A 17472-nucleotide genomic window follows, 5' to 3' on the forward strand; every position below is an offset into this window, starting at 1 on the left:
CAATTGTATGATTGCACATCGCTCATTCTCAACGTATGTTTAGAAAAGCAGTAAACTATCTTACGTCCTGCAGTAGATTGGAGAGATGATAATGACCGGAACTACTTCACATGCTATTCATGCCGAAGACCGCTCCATTGGACATTTCCTTTATGCGTTAATGTGTGCCTTTCCACTTTTTCTTCTACCTGTTTTGCTCAGTTTGGCAATTAATCTCAATCAAAAGCAATTTGAGGCTAACTCGGTGATGGGACAACATCTGCGTTGGCAACGGCACAGTATTTTAGGTCTGTTGGCGTTATTTGTTATCGGTTACGGTACAAGCATTGCTTGGTTGAGTATGGCGTTATTTGCCCTCGGCGTTATCTGGTTTAGTTATCGGGTGTTTAAGGGCTGGATCAGTTTAGCGGATGGCATTGCGGTTTAAGTCTATTTATCGCTAAGAAAAAACCAGCCTCGGCTGGTTTTTTAGGTTAAAATTGCTGACTCGCAACTCGCAACTCGCAACTCGCAACTCGCAACTCGCAACTCGCAACTCGCAACTAGTTTGTCTGATACAGCTCTGTGAGCAATGTTTGATTCACTTCAATATCTTCCAATGCATTGAGCACTAAACCACTGGCCCCTAGCTTGCTGGCGGCGAGCGCCATCGCTTCCGCATTATGTTTGGCGTAGCTCAGGTTAACTATCACCGGTAAATGGCTTGTCGCACGGACGTTGACTAACGAGGTCAAATCCACTTCTAACGCCTCTGGGTGATTAAAGTTACGTACACCTGATTCGCACAACACTAGTTGCTGATTGCCTGCCTGTAAGAACGTCTCAGCGCTCGCCAGCCATTCTGCTTCGGTAGCCATAGTATTGCGCTCCAGCAACACTGGTAAGCTTGATGAACCTAGCGCGCTGAGTAGCATCTTATTAAACATCTGCTTGCCTGGCACCAGCAGCGCATTGGCGTAACTCTGCAAGATATTGAGATCTTGTGGTTGCTCAATAGCCAGAATCGCTTCAAGTCCAGCTAGTTCTAACTGTTGGCACAGTTTGTCCAGTAAGGCCTCATCAATGGGTTGTCCTTCATTATTGGTAACAATCATCGCTTGGAAGCCCGCTTCTTTTAAGGCGGTAGCATGGGCGCCAAAACTTTCGTGGAACCATTCAATCGGCATCTGCGCTAATGCAGCATAGTGCTGCTCACCAATCAGCGTTTGACCCAGCTGTACCTCGGTACTGCTGGGTTTGAACTGACGGGTATGGCGAGCGTCACGTGGGGCTTGCTTAGTGGATTTTGAGCTTTCCGGCTCAATCAATAGTTGACCATGTTCAAGCTGTGTTGGCTTGACAGTTTCACTGGCGTAACAGCCGAGCACTTTGATGAAACGCGCTGAGCGTTCAAGTTCTTTTAGCGCTTGCTGCATGCCGCTAGACGCAAGATTGGCATCAACATCAAGATAAAACATCTCTTCCCATGGGGTACCTGTGATAGGCCGAGACTCCAATTTACTCATATTGATGTTGTGTGCTTTCAATACCAACAGCGTATCGACTAACGCGCCGGGTTTCTGGCCTGTCGCCATAATTAATGTAGTTTTGGCTGGAACTTGCTCTGGTACATCAATGGGTTTGCGTGCGACGACGATAAACCGAGTGCGATTCACTTTTTGATTAGCTAAGCCTGACTCTAGGGCTTCTAGCCCATAAAGGGCTCCACCTTCTGCGCTGCCAATTGCCGCAACTGAGCGGTCACCTTGCAGCACTTTCTCCATCGCTTCGGCACTTGATGAGCAATATTGCAGTTTTAAGTGGCCATGCCGCGCTAAATATTGGCTGCATTGGCTGATAGGTTGTGGATGAGCATACAGCGTTTGGATATCGCTCATTAAGCTATCTGCTTTGGCGAGCAAACAATGGCCGACATCAATAGTGGTTTCACCAACAATCGCAAGATTGGTATGTTGCAGTAGGTCAAACACTTCGTTAATTGAGCCGGAGGAGGTGTTTTCAATTGGCAGAAAGCCATAGTCGGCGTGGCCAGATTCAACGGTTTGGGCAATTTCGTCAAAACTAGAACAACCAATGTCATGCATTTCTACTTGGCGACGTTGGCAGTAACGTGATGCAGCTAAGTAAGAATAAGTGCCGCGCGCGCCAAGATAGGCCACAGCCATCCGCTGCTTTTGACTATTGGGATTGGCTTGCCCTTGCAGATAAGCCTGTTGGTTAAGCACTGAATCTTCAATGATCGTGTGGTACAGACTGAGTACGTAATGGGCATCTAGTCCTTGTGCGCGACCTTGTTGAACCAAACGTGCTAGTAGCTCTTTTTCTCTCAGGGTATCGCGGATTGGACGGATATCAGCTTCTTTGCTGCGGGCAACTTCAATACTTAGATGACGACGTTTGGCCAGTAGTGTGAGCAGCTCATTATCTAAACTGGTAATGAGCTCTCTAAGTTGGTTCAGTTGTGGTGCTTTCTTCATGCTGACCTCGTGGTACTGGCTAATGCTATTCAATATACAAAAAAGCCTCCCGATTGGGAGGCTTGGTAATTTTCACTTTCGTTTTTACACGATACCGCCGCCTCCGCAATGAGGTGTAAAAAAGAAAGTAAAAAACGAGAAGAGTACGGTATTCATGGGCATTCAAACTAAAGCGTAGTGGGGAATGTGTCAATCATATTTTATCCAGAAATCAAAAGGGCGCATATTCATGCGCCCGAACAGCTCTATGCTGCGTACTCTTCTGAATAATCTTCAGGAGGGGCGACGACGGCCACTGGAGTACGTTTAGCGGGTTTGTGGGTCAAGCGATTGAGTTGTTTCTCCAGCTTCTGACCCATGGCATTAATGGCCGTGTACAAGTTCTGATGTTTGGCCTGTGCAAACAGTTGACCATTGTTGACCTTAATTGAAGACTCTACCTTAAACATTGGCCCATCAGTGATAATGATGATATGGGGATTTATCATGTCGACATCGTGGCGATTCAGCTTCTCCAAGCGGCTTTCGATGCGGTTGCGGATGGCGTCGGTGACATTGAATTCTTTGCTGGTGATTTTAAGCATATTGTTCAATCCTCTGTTGTTTCCACGTCTTCAGAGTATCAATTATGGACACTAAATTTGTGATGTAAATCACCTTGAGGCGTTTGCTAAGAACGTTTAGTTCATAATTTTGAGCTGTTAAACACCTTTTGATTAAGTAAGGTAAAAGTGCTTGCAACTGCTGCTATAACCCGCCATATTTGAGTGGATAACAAGGCTGAATAGCTCAGTTATTGGGTGGTTATTGAACTATCAATCACTTATCTATCTTGCCAGGATTGCGCACTACTTACCCATTTTAATCTGCCTTTTATAAGGCCATACTATTTAGTCACTTCACTTCGTAATGAAATTCAGTAAACTGTCTTCATGTACTGTTACGTGAAGACGATGTAGTTATGCGGCCAGATTGGCAACAAGTGCTAGAAAAGGTGAACGCCATGGATAACGGCGATAACCTGATTTGTTTATTTGAATTGCTGTTGACGGAAGATGAGCGGCAAGCGATTGCTGGGCGTTTACGTGTATTTCAGCTGTTGCTTGAAGGACAGTTGAGTCAGCGACAAATTGCGGCTGAGTATGAAGTAAGTATTGCCACTATTACTCGTTGCTCAAATTACCTCAAGAATATGTCACCGGCGTTGCGGCAGCGCATCAGCACGTTAATCCAATAAAAAAGAGCCCTGAGGCTCTTTTTACGGTGTGATTATCGAGGATGTGGTTAGCCGTGGCAGCCACAACCGCCGTTACCGTCACAACCCTCTTTTTTCTCACCGTGATCGTGGCCGCCGCAACAACCTTCATCACCATGGTCATGACCACCACAGCAGCCACCTTCATGACCATGATCGTGACCGTGTGCATGGATATGACCATGAGCAACTTCTTCTGCAGTTGCTTCACGTACTTCCATCACTTCAACATTGAATATCAAAGATTGGCCAGCCAATGGGTGGTTACCATCGACGATAACAGTGTTATCACGTACTTCAGTTACCTGAACTGGACGTTGGCCCATTTCAGTTTCAGCGATGAAACGCATGCCGGGAACGATGTCTTGGATATCGCCGAACGCTTCTAACGGAACTTCTTGGCGCAGGCCATCATGGTATGGACCATAGGCTTGTTCGCAATCGATAGTGACTTCTAAAGTCTCACCCTGAGTTTTACCTTCAAGTGCTTTTTCCAGCCCTGGGATCAGATTGCCCATTCCGTGCAGGTAAACCATAGGTTCGCCGTCAAATGAACTTTCAATTAATTTGCCTTGCGTGTCGGTCAAACGGTAATGAATAGTGACCGCACTTTGTTGGGTGATTTGCATATCGCCTCCCGTTAAAGATGTCGCGGCATGATAGCGTGCTTTTTTGCTGCTGGCGAATAATGGCCTTTGCTTATGCTAACTACTGCACAGTGTTTGCACTATTTCGGATAGTGCGAATAAGTCCCGAGCGTACTCCGCATGGAAATGCAGCTTTCAGATGCAAGGCGCAGTTTGCCGCGCATGGTGACCCCTTTGCAAAACTGCAGCGTGACAGGTGAAGCTGTATGCCACGCCCTGCGGGGGTAAGCTAGCGCATTTCGTCGTTAGCCAACTTTCCCATGCTCCAGCATGTCCGCAGTTAGCTGCCTTGAACTGCTATTGCATACCAATCCAGAGTGTCGCGAGGTCTTGTTTGCACCTTCCTTAGCATTTATAGGGAGAACTTGCGTTAGCGCTATCAAAGCAGCGGGATTGTTGAGGCGTTAGATAAAATGGAATAACTCGGACAGCTTACTGAGATATTTTCACTGAACGTCGAATTTTGTTAGTAAATCGCTTGAGAAACTCCTTGACAAGCTATGCTAAAAAAAGCAATTCTTGTTGCCAGCAAATCTTGGTACATAACATTAACAAATTCAGGGTCGTATAGATTTTATGGTTCTATCCATGACGTTGTCAGCCAATATCACTACTACCATTATTATTACCACCACCATTACTGGTGCGGGGGCGGGCTGATATACCCTGAGTTTAGAAAATTAAGTAAAGCCCGCCTATCGAAAGAGAAGCGGGTTTTTTTATTGTTGGGTGGCGGTTTTTAGGAGAAAAACGATGAAGGTGATGAAGTTTGGCGGTACATCGTTGGCAAATTGGCAACGTTTTGAGATGGCCGCTGATATCGTGACGGAATCAGCGAAAGAGGAAAGCATTGCAGTGGTGCTTTCGGCTCCCGCTACAGTCACCAATGGATTGCTTGCCATGGTGGAGTGTGCACTGGAGAAAGGCGATGTTGCCGTCGCCTTAAGTAAGGTTGAAAGTGTTTTTCGTCAGCTTTATTCCGATGCATTCGTCATGATTAATGAGCCAACCGCAGAAGCATCGTTGACTCATAAGTTAGATGGGCAGCTGAAAGAGTGGAAAGCCAAGTTAGACGGTATCGTTTTGTTGGGCGAGTGTCCTGACACTGTGCGTGCTGAAGTGGTCGTGGCGGGGGAGCGTCTATCGGCGGCATTGATGATTAAAGTGATGGAAGCCAAAGGACTAACGTCTGGGTTGCTTGACCCGCGTGCATTGTTCCTCGCTCATGGAACTCCGGCAGAATCTGTGGTGGATATTAACATCAGTAAACCACGTTTCTCGCTACTCAGTTTGGACGACAAGCGTGTATGGGTTATGCCCGGATTTACTGCCGCGAACGCCGAAGGCAAAGTCGTGACACTTGGACGCAATGGCTCAGACTATTCTGCCGCAGTATTGGCTGCCTGTTTAGATGCCTCAAGCTGTGAGATCTGGACCGATGTGGATGGGGTATATAATACCGACCCACGCATCGTAAAAAATGCCAAGTTACTGTCGCAGCTTAGTTACCAAGAGGCGATGGAACTTTCTTACTTTGGTGCCAAAGTTTTGCACCCGAAAACTATCGCCCCCATCGCTCAATTCCAAATTCCTTGCTACATCAAAAACAGTTTTAACCCGCAAGCACCGGGCACCTTAGTGTCTAGCAGTCCAGATCAAACGGGTCTGCAAGTGAAAGCCATCTCTAACTTGGATAATCAAACCATGGTCGATGTTTCCGGCCCAGGAATGAAAGGCATGGTCGGCATGGCATCACGCATTTTAGGTGCTATTGCGCGGGCGGGCGTGTCGGTGACCTTGATTACTCAAAGCTCTAGCGAATATAGCATCAGCTTTTGTGTGCCGTCGGCAGATGCCGCGAAAGCCAAATGGGTATTGGAGCAAGAGTTTGAACTTGAACTCAAGAGTGAACTGCTTGAACCAATAGTGATGCGCCATCAACTGTCGATCATTTCACTGATTGGCGATGGCATGCGTACCTATAAAGGTGCTGCGGCTAAGTTCTTCCAAGCGCTAGCGCAAGCGAGCGTTAACATCGTCGCTATCGCTCAAGGGTCATCAGAGCGTTCTATCTCTGCCGTCATCGAACAACGCAAGATCACCAACGCCATCGGCGCCTGCCATCAGGGCTTTTTTGATGTGCAGCAGTATCTCGATCTATTTTTGGTCGGCTCCGGCAACATTGGCGCTGGCCTGCTAGAGCAGATTGCCAAGCAGACGGCGTTTTTGAAAAAGCAGAACATCACTATTCGCGTGTGTGCTATCGCTAACTCGAACACCATGCTGCTCGACGCGGGGGGGATTGCGCTAGATAGCTGGCAAGACAGTTTGAATGCGTGCCAGCAACCATTTGAACTACAAGCTATGCTCGACTGGAGCAAAGAGCAGCAGCTACTTAATCCTGTATTGGTAGACTGCACCTCATCTTCTGCGATAGCGAGCACTTACCCTGACATCATGAATGCGGGCTTCCATGTGGTAACGCCAAATAAAAAGGCTAACACCGCCGATATGGATTTCTATCGTGTATTACGTAAAACTGCGTTATCTCAACGTCGTCAGTTTTTGTATGAAACCAACGTTGGCGCAGGTTTGCCTGTTATCGATAACTTGAAAAAACTGATGTATGCCGGCGATAAGTTAAAGTCATTCAAAGGGATTCTTTCAGGCTCTCTGTCCTATATTTTTGGCATGTTAGAGCAGGGCATGAGTCTGTCAGAAGCGACCCTCATTGCGCGTGAAAAGTGTTTCACTGAACCTGATCCGCGCGACGACTTGAATGGTATGGACGTGGCGCGTAAGGTATTAATCATCGCTCGCGAAGCGGGTATGCCATTGGAACTGAAAGATATTCATGTTGAATCGGTACTCCCTGCAGATTTCGATAGTGACGGTGATGTTGAACAGTTTATGGCGCGCTTACCAAGCATAGATATTTGGATGGCAGAGCAAATTGCTAATGCCAAAGCACAAGGTAAAACGTTGCGCTATGTCGGCGAGATTTCTGAGGCTGGCTGCAGTGTCGGGATTCGTGCGGTGGGTGAAGATGACCCACTATTCAAAGTGAAAGACGGCGAAAATGCGTTAGCATTTTATAGCCAATATTATCAACCTATTCCGTTTGTACTGCGCGGCTACGGTGCTGGTACCGAGGTGACTGCAGCAGGGGTATTTGCTGACTTGCTACGTACGCTGAATTGGACAAGAGAGGTAGATTTATGAGTTCAGCAGCGTTAACCGTGTATGCGCCTGCATCGATGGGCAATGTCGGCGTAGGGTTTGATCTGCTCGGGGCGGCACTGGCACCGATAGATGGCAGCTTGTTGGGCGACACCGTCACCATTAGTGCTGCTGCATCAGGTGTCCAGCTGGCGCAAGTTGGTGAATGGGCGGCCAAGTTGCCCCCCGCACCAGAGGACAATATTGTTTATCAGTGCGCTGAGTTTTTTTTGGCTAAGTTTGCCATTAATAGTGGTGTGTCACTCCGCCTAAGCAAAAATTTACCTGTAGGCAGTGGGTTAGGCTCGAGTGCCAGCTCCGTCGTGGCAGCGCTTTATGCGTTGAATGAGTTTTTTGGTAAGCCCTGCAACCCGCAGCAGTTGTTGGCGTTGATGGGCGAGTTTGAAGGGCGCATCAGTGGTGCGATTCATTATGACAATGTCGCGCCTTGTTACCTTGGTGGAATGCAACTCATGCTGGATTTACCGCAGCGAATTTGTGAAGCGATTCCAGCTTTTGAACAGTGGTATTGGGTGGTGGCTTATCCAGGTATTTCGCTATCTACTGCCAAAATGCGCGCTTTGATGCCTGCACAGTATGACAAGAGTGTGGCTATCGAATTTGGTAAAAACCTCAGTGCATTTGTGCATGCTAGCTATCGCCAAGATGCGCAATTAGCCATTACGGTGCTCAAAGATGTGTTAGCAGAACCCTATCGCGCAGCAGCGATTCCCGGCTTTGAACAAGCCAAGCACGCGTTGGCTGAATTAGGAATGTTAGCCACAGGGATCTCTGGCAGCGGGCCGACATTGTTTACTGTGACGGATGATTTAACTAAAGCCAATGCCGCTAACGAATGGCTACAAGCGCACTATTTAACAGAAGCGGGCGGCTTCTCGCATATTTGCCGACTCGACTCTCAGGGGGCAAGAGTCTTGGCAGTTGAATGATGTATGACAACTTATAAGGCAATGACGAATTATGGAACTTTATAATCTGAAACACCCCGCACAACGGGTAAACTTTGCAGAGGCAGTCAAGCTCGGTCTGGGGATGGATCGCGGCTTGTTTTTTCCAACCAAAATTCCGCGTTTATCTAATGTTGAAGCTTTATTAGCTCTGCCATTTGTTGAACGTAGCAAAGCGATTTTGGGCGCTTGGCTGGCGGATGAATTGGGTCAGCCGTTAGTCGACCAACTTGTTGAAAATGCATTCAACTTTGCATTGCCACTCGTTGAAGTTGATGACCGTCGTAGCAGCTTAGAACTGTTTCATGGGCCAACCCTTGCGTTTAAAGATTTCGGTGCACGTTTTATGGCTCAATGCCTTAACGCCGTGGGTGGGGATGATAAAATCACCATTCTTACCGCCACCTCGGGCGATACTGGCGCCGCAGTAGCCGATGCGTTTTATGGCTTAGATAAAGTTCAAGTGATGGTGCTGTATCCCAAAGGTAAGATCAGTGAACTGCAGGAAAAGATGTTTACCACCTTAGGGGACAACATCCATACCGTGGCTGTGGAGTCTGACTTTGATGATTGCCAAACCTTAGTTAAGCAATCCTTTGAAGATAGCGATGTGCGCGATGGCTTGCACTTGAACTCAGCTAACTCGATTAACATCAGCCGCTTGTTAGCGCAGATTTGTTACTACTTCGAAGCGGTAACCCGTTATCGTCAGCAGTACCAAGACGATCCTGTGATCTGTGTACCCAGTGGTAACTTTGGTAATTTAACCGCCGGCCTATTTGCTAAGGCGATGGGCTTGCCAGTGAAACGCTTTGTGGCAGCCACTAACAGCAACGACACCGTACCGCGTTATTTGAGCTTTGGCGATTGGGCACCACGTCATACTGTGGCAACAATGTCGAATGCTATGGATGTCTCCGAGCCATCTAACTGGCCGCGAGTTGAAGCCATTTTTGCTGAAATGAAATGGCCTCTTACTGACTTAACAGGCGTCGCGCTGTCAGAATCGCAAACCCATCAGTCGTTAAAAGCCTTGAAAGACTTAGGCTATCAGTCAGAGCCGCATGCGGCGATTGCTGCTGAAGCGCTCAAGATGACCATGAAAGAGGATGAGCACGGTATCTTTTTAGCCACGGCTCACCCCGCTAAATTTAAAGACGTGGTGGACCGTGAATTAGGTACTGATTTGCCGCTGCCGAAGGCGCTTGCCGATGTGGCTCATAAGCCAAGCTTAGCTGCGACGCTACCAGCGGATTTTGCTGCCCTTAAAGCGCATATGCTTAAAACGTTGGGTTAATGCCGTTGGATATTATAAGGCTCCGTGAGGAGCCTTTTTTATGCCTGACGCTCAGCGGCTCACACTTTGCAGCCAAGCAATTTCATCGGGCCAAATCTCTGGCCGAACTGTTTCAAGCACCAGCGGGATCTTGGTGGTGGCTGGATATTGCATAATGAATTCAAATGCAGTTTTACCAATAGTGCCATAGCCTAAAGAATCGTGACGATCGACACGACTGGCAAAAGCTGTTTTACAGTCGTTCAAATGCATCCCTTTGAGATACTCAAAACCGACGACTTCGCCAAATTGATCAAAACTCTGCTGGCAGGCCTCGGTAGTGGTGAGATCATAACCTGCGGCAAACATATGGCAGGTATCTAAACAAATACCGACACGACTTTTATCTTCCACGTGGTGGATGATCTGTGCCAATTGCTCAAACTGATGCCCCAGATTGGAACCTTGGCCAGCAGTGTTTTCAATCACCGCGGTGACCCCTTGCGTTTGTTCCAACGCGACATTGATTGAATCACTAATATTACGCAAACATAGTGTCTCGGATATTTTGCGCAGATGACTGCCGGGATGAAAGTTGAGCAACGTAAGTCCCAATTGTTCACAGCGCAGCATCTCATCAACAAATGCCTCACGCGACTTGGCAAGCAGTTCTGGCTCGGGATGACCAAGGTTAATCAAATAGCTATCGTGCGGCAGGATCTGGGCGGGTAGAAAACCATGTACCTGACAATTTTGTTGGAACGCCTCAATATCTGCGGTTTGCAGTGGTGCTGCTTGCCAACGCCGCTGGTTCTTGGTGAATAAAGCGAATGCGGTGGCGCCGATGTTAGCGGCGTTAAGTGGTGCGTTGGCAACGCCACCTTGGGCGCTAACGTGGGCACCAACCCAGCGTTGGGAAGTCATAGCGGTTTGGCTCTTTAGTCAAAAATTGCCGCAAGGCTACCATCTCCAACTTTGTGTATTCAAGCATTAGCATGGACTGGGGTGCGCGACTTTCTTATTGTGGTTGGTGTGATTTTCTGTGATTTTGTTCGCTTTATCTGCCACAAGGTCAATAAATTTCCTTGATCACTATCAAGTATTTATCCTTATGCAGTCGCTAATATTGGGTAATTTGAAAATTATTTACTAAATTTTAACCAATAAAGGCCCCAGCCTGGAGAGCCCTATGCTGCCTAGATTACAAAATGATCATAAGCACATTGCTGTGTTGCTCAATCTGCTTAAAGGAAAGTACCAGAAGCTGGCCGATGGTGAGTCGGTCAATTTTGGCCTCGTGCGGGATGTTGTTGAATATATGCAAAGCTATACCGAGCATAGCCACCATCCACTTGAAGATATTATCTATGATTACTATCTGGAGCGATTCGCACGTAAGGACGCAACCAAACGACTTAGTCAGGAGCATCATAAGTTGGTGGAAGCATCGACGACGCTAGCAGCCACCCTCAATTTGATTCTTAATGACATAGTGGTAGCCAAAGAGAAACTCATTGACGATCTGAAGTCCTACGTCACTATGCAAGAAGAGCATCTGCGTTATGAGGAGGAACATATCTTTCCATTGTTAGAAAAAACCATGACAGCAGAAGATTGGCAAAAAATTGAGTCCACCTGCTCAGAAAGGCTGGTCGACGACCCGTTGTTTGCCAATGGTGATGACATCGTATTCGAGGAGTTGCGTGGTTACATTCAAACTGTTGAGCCCATCTCGTTAAATTAATTTTTATGAACTCCAGAAAAGTCGGTGATATCCGGCTTTTTTGCGTCTTATCCGCCTCTATTTATACGTCTTATCCGCCTCTATCCGCCACAGATGAATGTTTTAATAATGGTTGCAACTTATTGAGTTGGTGTGAATAAAAACGCTGATTCAGCAATTGCTAAACAAGATCCTGACGGTAATATTGCAAAAATGTATAAATAATGTCCGTTTTAGTATTTCTTTGTTACTGGTAAATACACTAATGTTTAACTATTATACAAAGAGTATATTCGGTATAACTGACAGAAAAATAAAGAATATTTTTGTTTTTTATGGCCGAACAATTGGCGGGTGCCGGAGATTTGACATTGTTGAAGAGTAAGGGAGGTGGTTTCTCTCTCATTGAGGTGATGGTCGCGCTAGTTATCCTAGTGATCGGCCTTATTGGCATTTTTAATCTGCACATTGTGGCCAAACGGTCGAGTTTCGAGTCATTTCAGCAAACTCAAGCGGCATATCTAGCCAGTGATATTTTGAGTCGGATGAAATCGAATCGCACCGAATTAGCCGATTACTCGGGCACTTATGGTGGGCTAGCCGCAGGCGAAACGGCACCAACTTCATGTGACCTAGTCGGTGCCGCTTGTAATTCCGCGGCCATGCGTGTTTGGGATCTGTATCAGTGGCGCTGGACGTTTTCTGGCGGTGCTGAAGTTGAGAATGGAAAGAGTGTCGGCGGATTAGATACCACTACCGCCTGCATTGTCGTCAACGATCGTAATGTCGATATTGTCATCGCCTGGCGCGGAATTAGAGAGATGGCCGGCAAGGTGAGCTCTACCTCTGATTGCGGCTCCGCTTTAGGCAATCGTCGTCGATTGTTTGAGTTAGCAAGTGTGATTGAGCGTAATTAGGCTATGACAAAGATAACAATGACCAAAGGGTTCTCCCTTATCGAACTGATGGTTGCAATGCTCATTAGCCTGTTTCTCACGCTCGGGCTATTTGCGATGTTTTCTATGTCGGCAACTAACATCATCACCACCGGACAGTTTAACCAACTACAAGAAAATGGTCGGCTGGCGTTGGCCATTATTACGCCAGACTTGATGCAGACTGGCTTTATGGGTGATGCCACTGGCCAATCTCTGCGCCTAGGCACCGGTGTTGAGGTGCGAGACGCAATAGCCAATGACTGTATCGGCGCAGGAATTAATAACCGCTCGTTACCTACCTCTGCAGGCAATTTTAGGCTGTTGTGGGGCTACGAAAATGGTAATAGCGCCGAATCTATTGGCTGCTTGTCGAGTGTCGAAGCTAATACTGATGTGGTGCAAATAAAGCGCATGGTGGGACCCGCAGCAGCATCTTCAGGGTATCGTGCGGCAACGAAAGGCGACAATATCGTTTTCTTCTCTAATGAGGCCAATAAACCTACCGATATTGAATATCGTACATGGCAGTATCAGCACCGTATTTACTACATCAGTGATGTTAATGGTGAACCGGTACTCACTCGCAGGGCGTTATCCTCCTCTGGAATGAATAATATCGAGCAGTTGGTCGAAGGCGTTGAAAACATGCGTATTCTTTATGGTATTGATATGAATGGTGATGATGTCGCAGATAAGTTTCTGGCGGCTAATGATGTCGCTGAGACCATGTGGAACAACTCATCTACCAATAGAGTGGTCGCATTTAAGGTGTTCTTTTTAGTTCGTGCTGTCGACGCCGATCGTAGTTATCAGAATGACAAAACTTATACGCTTGGCGATAAACAGTTAGGGCCATTTAACGATAATTACCGCCGTATCGTGTTATCCACCATGGTGGTGTTAGAAAACCCCTTGGCTCAGTTGGAAGATAGCTAACTTATGAAAAGCATACAGCGACAACGTGGCGTTGTTTTATTTTTTGCACTGATATTACTAGTGATTATGACCTTTATTGGGGTTGCGCTAGCGCTTAATTCTGGTCAGTCGCTGCGAATGGCTGGAGCGGGTTCAGAGCGGGTGGATGCAAAAGCGGTGGCTGATGGTGGCCTAGCGGCGGTGCTGAATAGTATGTCGGGGGGGAATTTGGCTACGCTAATGCAGCGTACCGAACGTACCTTATTTAACGGTAAGCAAGTACTCACCCCGATCCCATTAGTTGACGATGGCGCTGGTGGGCTTAAAGTTTTGCCACAAGATGTGTCCTGTAAACGTAGTGCCAATGCAAGCGACACTACGCTGATTAGGTGTCGGAGAGTCGAGGTATCCAGTGCGGTGGTTTATGGTCGCGATAACCTCGGCCAACTGATGGTGACTGAAGGTGTCGAGCAGCAAGTGCTTAATGGGAGCGGCTCATGAGAAGCAATAAATTATTGGCCAGTGTATGGTCTTTTGCGCTGGTGCTTTTAGCGAGTCAGGCACCTGCTGATGATACTGAGTTGTATGTCAATGCTAACGCCACCGAAAAACCGAACGTGCTTATTATCTTTGATAACTCTGGCTCGATGGACACCTTAGAAACCGGCGTCGCGGCTTCCTACGATCCTAACCAGCAGTATGATGCCGTAGGTTCTTCGAATTCCTATCAAGGCCGCATGATCTACTTTACTGTCGGTAGTGGTATGGATAACAGCTCCTTGCCGGTGCCAGATAGCCCGTCGGAATCACGTCGTTTTAATGACGCAATTAACGCCTGCACAGCGGCAAAAAGCGCGCTGGATCGCTATGGTCGCTTTACTGGGTACATTAGAGAGTACATTACCAAAGGCAACGGTAAGGGAACTTGGCAACCGCTGAAAGAAAATAGCGGTGCGGAACTTAATAATCCCGTGGACTGTTTTGAAGATATCGAGTCCGAGCTAGGGGACAATAACAATCGTTATCAAGCGGGCTTCCCGCAGAATAGTGTGCGAACTGGCGGAGACTATGATCCTTGGGGCGATACTGCTGATATGACGGTAGGCAATCAGTTTCTGCAAGGGGAACAGGTAACGCTTTATACCGATAATTACCTGCGCTGGTATACCTTGTACCAGAATGGTCAATTGGGCACTACGTCGGTTAGCCGTTTGGATATTGCTAAAGATGCCATTAAAGGCATCATCGGCAGTATGTCATCGGTTAACTTTGGTGTGGCGGTGTTTAACAAAAACTATCCCTATGAAGGTGATCGTGACGGTGGCCGCGTCATTGCTTCGGTAAAGCCTCGCACTATCTCCGAGAAAGAAGCGCTAATCTCCTCTGTTAACAATCTTGATGCTGAAACTAATACCCCGTTGTGTGAGACGCTGTTTGAGGCTTACCGCTATTTTAGCGGGGGGGCAGTGCAATTTGGTCACCGAGATGTAGGCTATCGTGATGGCAACACGCCGCCGTATGATGCGAGTGCAGAAGTCCCAAATCAAAATCGTTATGATTCACCGCTGGGCGTCTGTAGCGATGTCGCTTATATCATCTATATCACCGATGGCGAGCCGACTCTTGATCATAGTGCCGACGACTTGGTGCGCGGTTTAGTCAGCGGTGCTGATTCAAATGGCGAGTATGGTGCTTACACCTATGGTTACGAGTACAGTCGTTATGGCTACACTGCACTACAAAGTTATATGCCATCACTGGCAAGTTACATGTATCACAATGACCAAATACCTGCGACGACCAGTTTTCAACGGGTGGTGACTCATACTATCGGTTTTGCTCTCGATGACGACTCCAATGCTGAACCCTTGTTGATTGAAACTGCCAGACGCGGCGGCGGTCAATATTTTGCGGCTAACAGCGTTGCCTCATTACAGTCTGCGTTGAGCACGGTGTTAGATGAAGTTACTCGTACTGGTCAGCGTTTTTCTGCGCCTGGGGTGGCAGTAAACAACGCCGACCCAACGCGTACTTTAGATTCTGCTTACTATGCTGTGTTCTTACCCTCGTTAGGGCCACGTTGGTCTGGCAATTTGAAGAAATTTAAAGTCAGTGCTGAAGGTGCGATTGTTGATGCGAATAATGTCTACGCTATCAACAGTGATGGGGGGATTAAAGACCGAGATAATGGCGATGCCAATACGGCTTGCTCGGTGTGGAGTGATTGCAACTCCCCTGACGGTAACAAAGTCGAAGAGGGTGGGGTCGCACGTAAGATCAACCCACAGACGCGTAATCTTTTGAGCGATTTGGGAGCGGGGTTAGTGCCATTAACTCAGTCTGCAGCTAGCAGTTTTGCTGGGGGCGATACTGAGCTTGCGTCTTATATGGGCTTAGATATGTCCGTTGATTCTACGAGTACAGCCCTTGATAAGGCGTTTCGCTGGATTAAAGGGTACAACGTTGACCGAGATGAAGCTGGTGATTATACCTCAACCGATTACAACGGTGTACGCGGTGATATCATGGGCGATCCATTGCATTCACGGCCATTGGTCATTGATTACGGCAGTAGTGGTAGTGGCAGCAATATCATGATCTACATGGGGACTAACCACGGTTACTTCCACGCATTTCATGACACTGGTACGGATGTATCTGAAAGTTGGGCGTTTATGCCTTATGAGCTGTTGCCGAATGTACAAACCCTAAGGGAAAACAATTATTCCAATGGTCATAGTGTGTACGGTATTGATGGTTCGCCAGTCGCTTATATTGAGCGTAGCGAATCGGGCAGCGTGTCTAAGGCTTGGTTATTTGTAGGTATGCGCCGTGGTGGCAGTTCCTATTTTGGCTTTGACGTGACAACCCCTAATGCGCCGCGACTGCTGTGGCATATTGATTCTAATACCTCTGGATTTGCGGAATTGGCGCAATCATGGTCAACCCCGGTGGTGACTAAACTGCCCGACTCTGATGAGCCTGTCGTCATTTTTGGCGGCGGTTATAACTTAGGTTATGATGCTAACACTGGAACCAACTCTGATGGTCGCGCGGTGTTTGTGGTCAACGCGGAAACTGGCGTCTTAAAGCATACCTTTGGTGTTGGTGGCGATATTGCCCTGCCGGGCATTGAAAATGGTATTGCGGCGCAGATGGCAACACTAGATAGTGACAGCAATGGTGTTACTGACCGCATCTATGCCGCTGACTTGGGGGGCAATATTTGGCGACTTGATATGCCAACTGCTGATCCAAGCTTATGGAGTGGCTTCAAATTTGCGGCACTCAGTGGTGCCACAGAAAGTACCACTCGGCGCTTTTTCAATGCCCCTGTGATTGCCCAGACGTATGTGACTAACTTGAACACGGTGACTTATATCGCTGCTGATGGTACCGAAAAGACCACTAACGCCTATGAGAACACCCCACTTGATGCGTTGGCGATTGGCAGCGGCAACCGTGCTGGCCCCCTCAGTACCACGTCTCAAGATATGTTCTTCGTCTTGCAAGACCGTAATATTATTAGCCAATCCTTTGGTGGTTCTGGCAATGCCGCCGTGCCTGATGCATTAACCGTTGATGACCTCTACGATGTCACCTCAACCATAGTGGATACTGACTCTGAGAACCTCGCGTTTGGTCAGAAACGCGGCTGGCACTATGACTTTACCGCTGTCGGTGAAAAAAGCCTGTCACGTCCTACTATTTATGACGGTTACGTTTACTTTACCTCGTTTGTGCCAGCTCAGACCTCGGCCACTACTGAAACCTGTTTAATCAGCTCTACCGGGCGGTTGTATTCCTTTGGTTTAGCTAAAGGATATAGAAGTGCGGTGACAGAGTATGAAGAGATATGTAAGGACTGTATTCCGCCGGAGTTGCCACCTATCACTCCTCCTACGGACGAAGGGGAAACTTCTGGTGAGTTGTTGTTTATTCTTGGTAGCGGCGAATGTGATGCATCGGGCGATAATTGCACCGGCACCATTACACCAAAATCAACGTCACCTTTGAGTCGTTACCGTCTGTACTACCATGTAAATGAGTAAGA

The 17472-nt window shown here is 47.5% G+C and carries 14 protein-coding genes and 1 other annotated feature; of the genes, 10 read left to right on the top strand and 4 right to left on the bottom strand.

What is annotated here, in order from left to right:
• The first annotated feature begins 91 nt into the window (after positions 1 to 91).
• Positions 92 to 427, top strand: a complete 336-nt coding sequence (locus ACN0TT_RS06305) for a hypothetical protein (protein WP_417761288.1) — start codon at positions 92 to 94, stop codon at positions 425 to 427.
• Between the two features lie 115 nt (positions 428 to 542).
• On the opposite strand, the gene ACN0TT_RS06310 is transcribed toward ACN0TT_RS06305, so the two are convergent.
• Together ACN0TT_RS06310 and hpf are read right to left on the bottom strand one after the other, a co-directional pair.
• Positions 543 to 2477 (bottom strand): chorismate mutase, encoded by a 1935-nt coding sequence (locus ACN0TT_RS06310; protein WP_417761289.1) that lies wholly within the window; start codon positions 2475 to 2477, stop codon positions 543 to 545.
• 35 nt (positions 2478 to 2512) lie between these two features.
• Positions 2513 to 2634: a sequence feature (Phe leader region), on the bottom strand.
• An 88-nt stretch (positions 2635 to 2722) separates the two neighbouring features.
• Positions 2723 to 3061 (bottom strand): ribosome hibernation-promoting factor, HPF/YfiA family, encoded by a 339-nt coding sequence (gene hpf, locus ACN0TT_RS06315; RefSeq protein ID WP_417761290.1) that lies wholly within the window; start codon positions 3059 to 3061, stop codon positions 2723 to 2725.
• Positions 3062 to 3438: 377 nt separating this feature from the next.
• Between hpf and trpR the strand changes: the two genes are divergently transcribed.
• Complete coding sequence (trpR, locus tag ACN0TT_RS06320) at positions 3439 to 3714, top strand: trp operon repressor (RefSeq protein WP_417761291.1); 276 nt, start codon at positions 3439 to 3441, stop codon at positions 3712 to 3714.
• Positions 3715 to 3761: 47 nt separating this feature from the next.
• Here trpR and slyD read toward each other — a convergent pair whose 3' ends face one another.
• Positions 3762 to 4361 carry a peptidylprolyl isomerase gene (gene slyD / locus ACN0TT_RS06325; protein WP_417761292.1) on the bottom strand — a complete coding sequence of 200 codons (600 nt, stop codon included), beginning with the start codon at positions 4359 to 4361 and terminating at the stop codon, positions 3762 to 3764.
• A gap of 771 nt (positions 4362 to 5132) precedes the next feature.
• Here slyD and thrA point away from each other — a divergent pair.
• The 3 genes from thrA to thrC are packed head-to-tail and all read left to right on the top strand — an operon-like array spanning position 5133 to position 9863.
• Positions 5133 to 7601 carry a bifunctional aspartate kinase/homoserine dehydrogenase I gene (gene thrA, locus ACN0TT_RS06330; protein WP_417761293.1) on the top strand — a complete coding sequence of 823 codons (2469 nt, stop codon included), beginning with the start codon at positions 5133 to 5135 and terminating at the stop codon, positions 7599 to 7601.
• Positions 7598 to 8548: a homoserine kinase gene (thrB, locus tag ACN0TT_RS06335; protein ID WP_417761294.1), complete on the top strand. Its 951-nt coding sequence runs from the start codon at positions 7598 to 7600 to the stop codon at positions 8546 to 8548. The genes thrA and thrB overlap by 4 nt, the downstream gene beginning before the upstream one ends.
• A gap of 31 nt (positions 8549 to 8579) precedes the next feature.
• Positions 8580 to 9863 (top strand): threonine synthase, encoded by a 1284-nt coding sequence (gene thrC, locus ACN0TT_RS06340; protein ID WP_417761295.1) that lies wholly within the window; start codon positions 8580 to 8582, stop codon positions 9861 to 9863.
• A 51-nt stretch (positions 9864 to 9914) separates the two neighbouring features.
• Here thrC and nfo read toward each other — a convergent pair whose 3' ends face one another.
• On the bottom strand, positions 9915 to 10766 hold the full coding sequence (nfo, locus tag ACN0TT_RS06345) for a deoxyribonuclease IV (protein ID WP_417761296.1): 852 nt from the start codon (positions 10764 to 10766) through the stop codon (positions 9915 to 9917).
• A 265-nt stretch (positions 10767 to 11031) separates the two neighbouring features.
• On the opposite strand from nfo, the gene ACN0TT_RS06350 reads away from it, so the two are divergent.
• The 5 genes from ACN0TT_RS06350 (at position 11032) to ACN0TT_RS06370 (ending at position 17470) form a co-directional block, all read left to right on the top strand.
• The gene (locus tag ACN0TT_RS06350; RefSeq protein ID WP_417761297.1) at positions 11032 to 11586 is read left to right on the top strand and encodes a hemerythrin domain-containing protein; all 555 of its coding nucleotides are present in this window, start codon (positions 11032 to 11034) and stop codon (positions 11584 to 11586) included.
• Between the two features lie 314 nt (positions 11587 to 11900).
• Positions 11901 to 12482 (top strand): type IV pilus modification protein PilV, encoded by a 582-nt coding sequence (gene pilV, locus ACN0TT_RS06355; protein WP_417761298.1) that lies wholly within the window; start codon positions 11901 to 11903, stop codon positions 12480 to 12482.
• Between the two features lie 3 nt (positions 12483 to 12485).
• Positions 12486 to 13439 (top strand): PilW family protein, encoded by a 954-nt coding sequence (locus tag ACN0TT_RS06360; protein ID WP_417761299.1) that lies wholly within the window; start codon positions 12486 to 12488, stop codon positions 13437 to 13439.
• 12 nt (positions 13440 to 13451) lie between these two features.
• Positions 13452 to 13919, top strand: a complete 468-nt coding sequence (locus ACN0TT_RS06365) for a pilus assembly PilX family protein (RefSeq protein WP_417761350.1) — start codon at positions 13452 to 13454, stop codon at positions 13917 to 13919.
• Positions 13916 to 17470 carry a pilus assembly protein gene (locus tag ACN0TT_RS06370; protein WP_417761300.1) on the top strand — a complete coding sequence of 1185 codons (3555 nt, stop codon included), beginning with the start codon at positions 13916 to 13918 and terminating at the stop codon, positions 17468 to 17470. Before ACN0TT_RS06365 ends, ACN0TT_RS06370 begins: the two co-directional genes overlap by 4 nt.
• The last annotated feature ends 2 nt before the right edge of the window (positions 17471 to 17472 follow it).

Source organism: Shewanella sp. (assembly GCF_048265805.1).
In the GTDB taxonomy this organism is placed as follows: Bacteria; Pseudomonadota; Gammaproteobacteria; order Enterobacterales; family Shewanellaceae; genus Shewanella.

Coding starts and splice junctions, on each gene's coding strand:
- slyD (WP_417761292.1), bottom strand. CDS start 4,361: ATGCAAATCACCCAACAAAGTGCGGTCACTATTCATTACCGTTTGACC.
- ACN0TT_RS06370 (WP_417761300.1), top strand. CDS start 13,916: ATGAGAAGCAATAAATTATTGGCCAGTGTATGGTCTTTTGCGCTGGTG.
- hpf (WP_417761290.1), bottom strand. CDS start 3,061: ATGCTTAAAATCACCAGCAAAGAATTCAATGTCACCGACGCCATCCGC.
- thrB (WP_417761294.1), top strand. CDS start 7,598: ATGAGTTCAGCAGCGTTAACCGTGTATGCGCCTGCATCGATGGGCAAT.
- pilV (WP_417761298.1), top strand. CDS start 11,901: ATGGCCGAACAATTGGCGGGTGCCGGAGATTTGACATTGTTGAAGAGT.
- nfo (WP_417761296.1), bottom strand. CDS start 10,766: ATGACTTCCCAACGCTGGGTTGGTGCCCACGTTAGCGCCCAAGGTGGC.
- thrA (WP_417761293.1), top strand. CDS start 5,133: ATGAAGGTGATGAAGTTTGGCGGTACATCGTTGGCAAATTGGCAACGT.
- thrC (WP_417761295.1), top strand. CDS start 8,580: ATGGAACTTTATAATCTGAAACACCCCGCACAACGGGTAAACTTTGCA.
- trpR (WP_417761291.1), top strand. CDS start 3,439: ATGCGGCCAGATTGGCAACAAGTGCTAGAAAAGGTGAACGCCATGGAT.
- ACN0TT_RS06360 (WP_417761299.1), top strand. CDS start 12,486: ATGACAAAGATAACAATGACCAAAGGGTTCTCCCTTATCGAACTGATG.
- ACN0TT_RS06350 (WP_417761297.1), top strand. CDS start 11,032: ATGCTGCCTAGATTACAAAATGATCATAAGCACATTGCTGTGTTGCTC.
- ACN0TT_RS06305 (WP_417761288.1), top strand. CDS start 92: ATGACCGGAACTACTTCACATGCTATTCATGCCGAAGACCGCTCCATT.
- ACN0TT_RS06310 (WP_417761289.1), bottom strand. CDS start 2,477: ATGAAGAAAGCACCACAACTGAACCAACTTAGAGAGCTCATTACCAGT.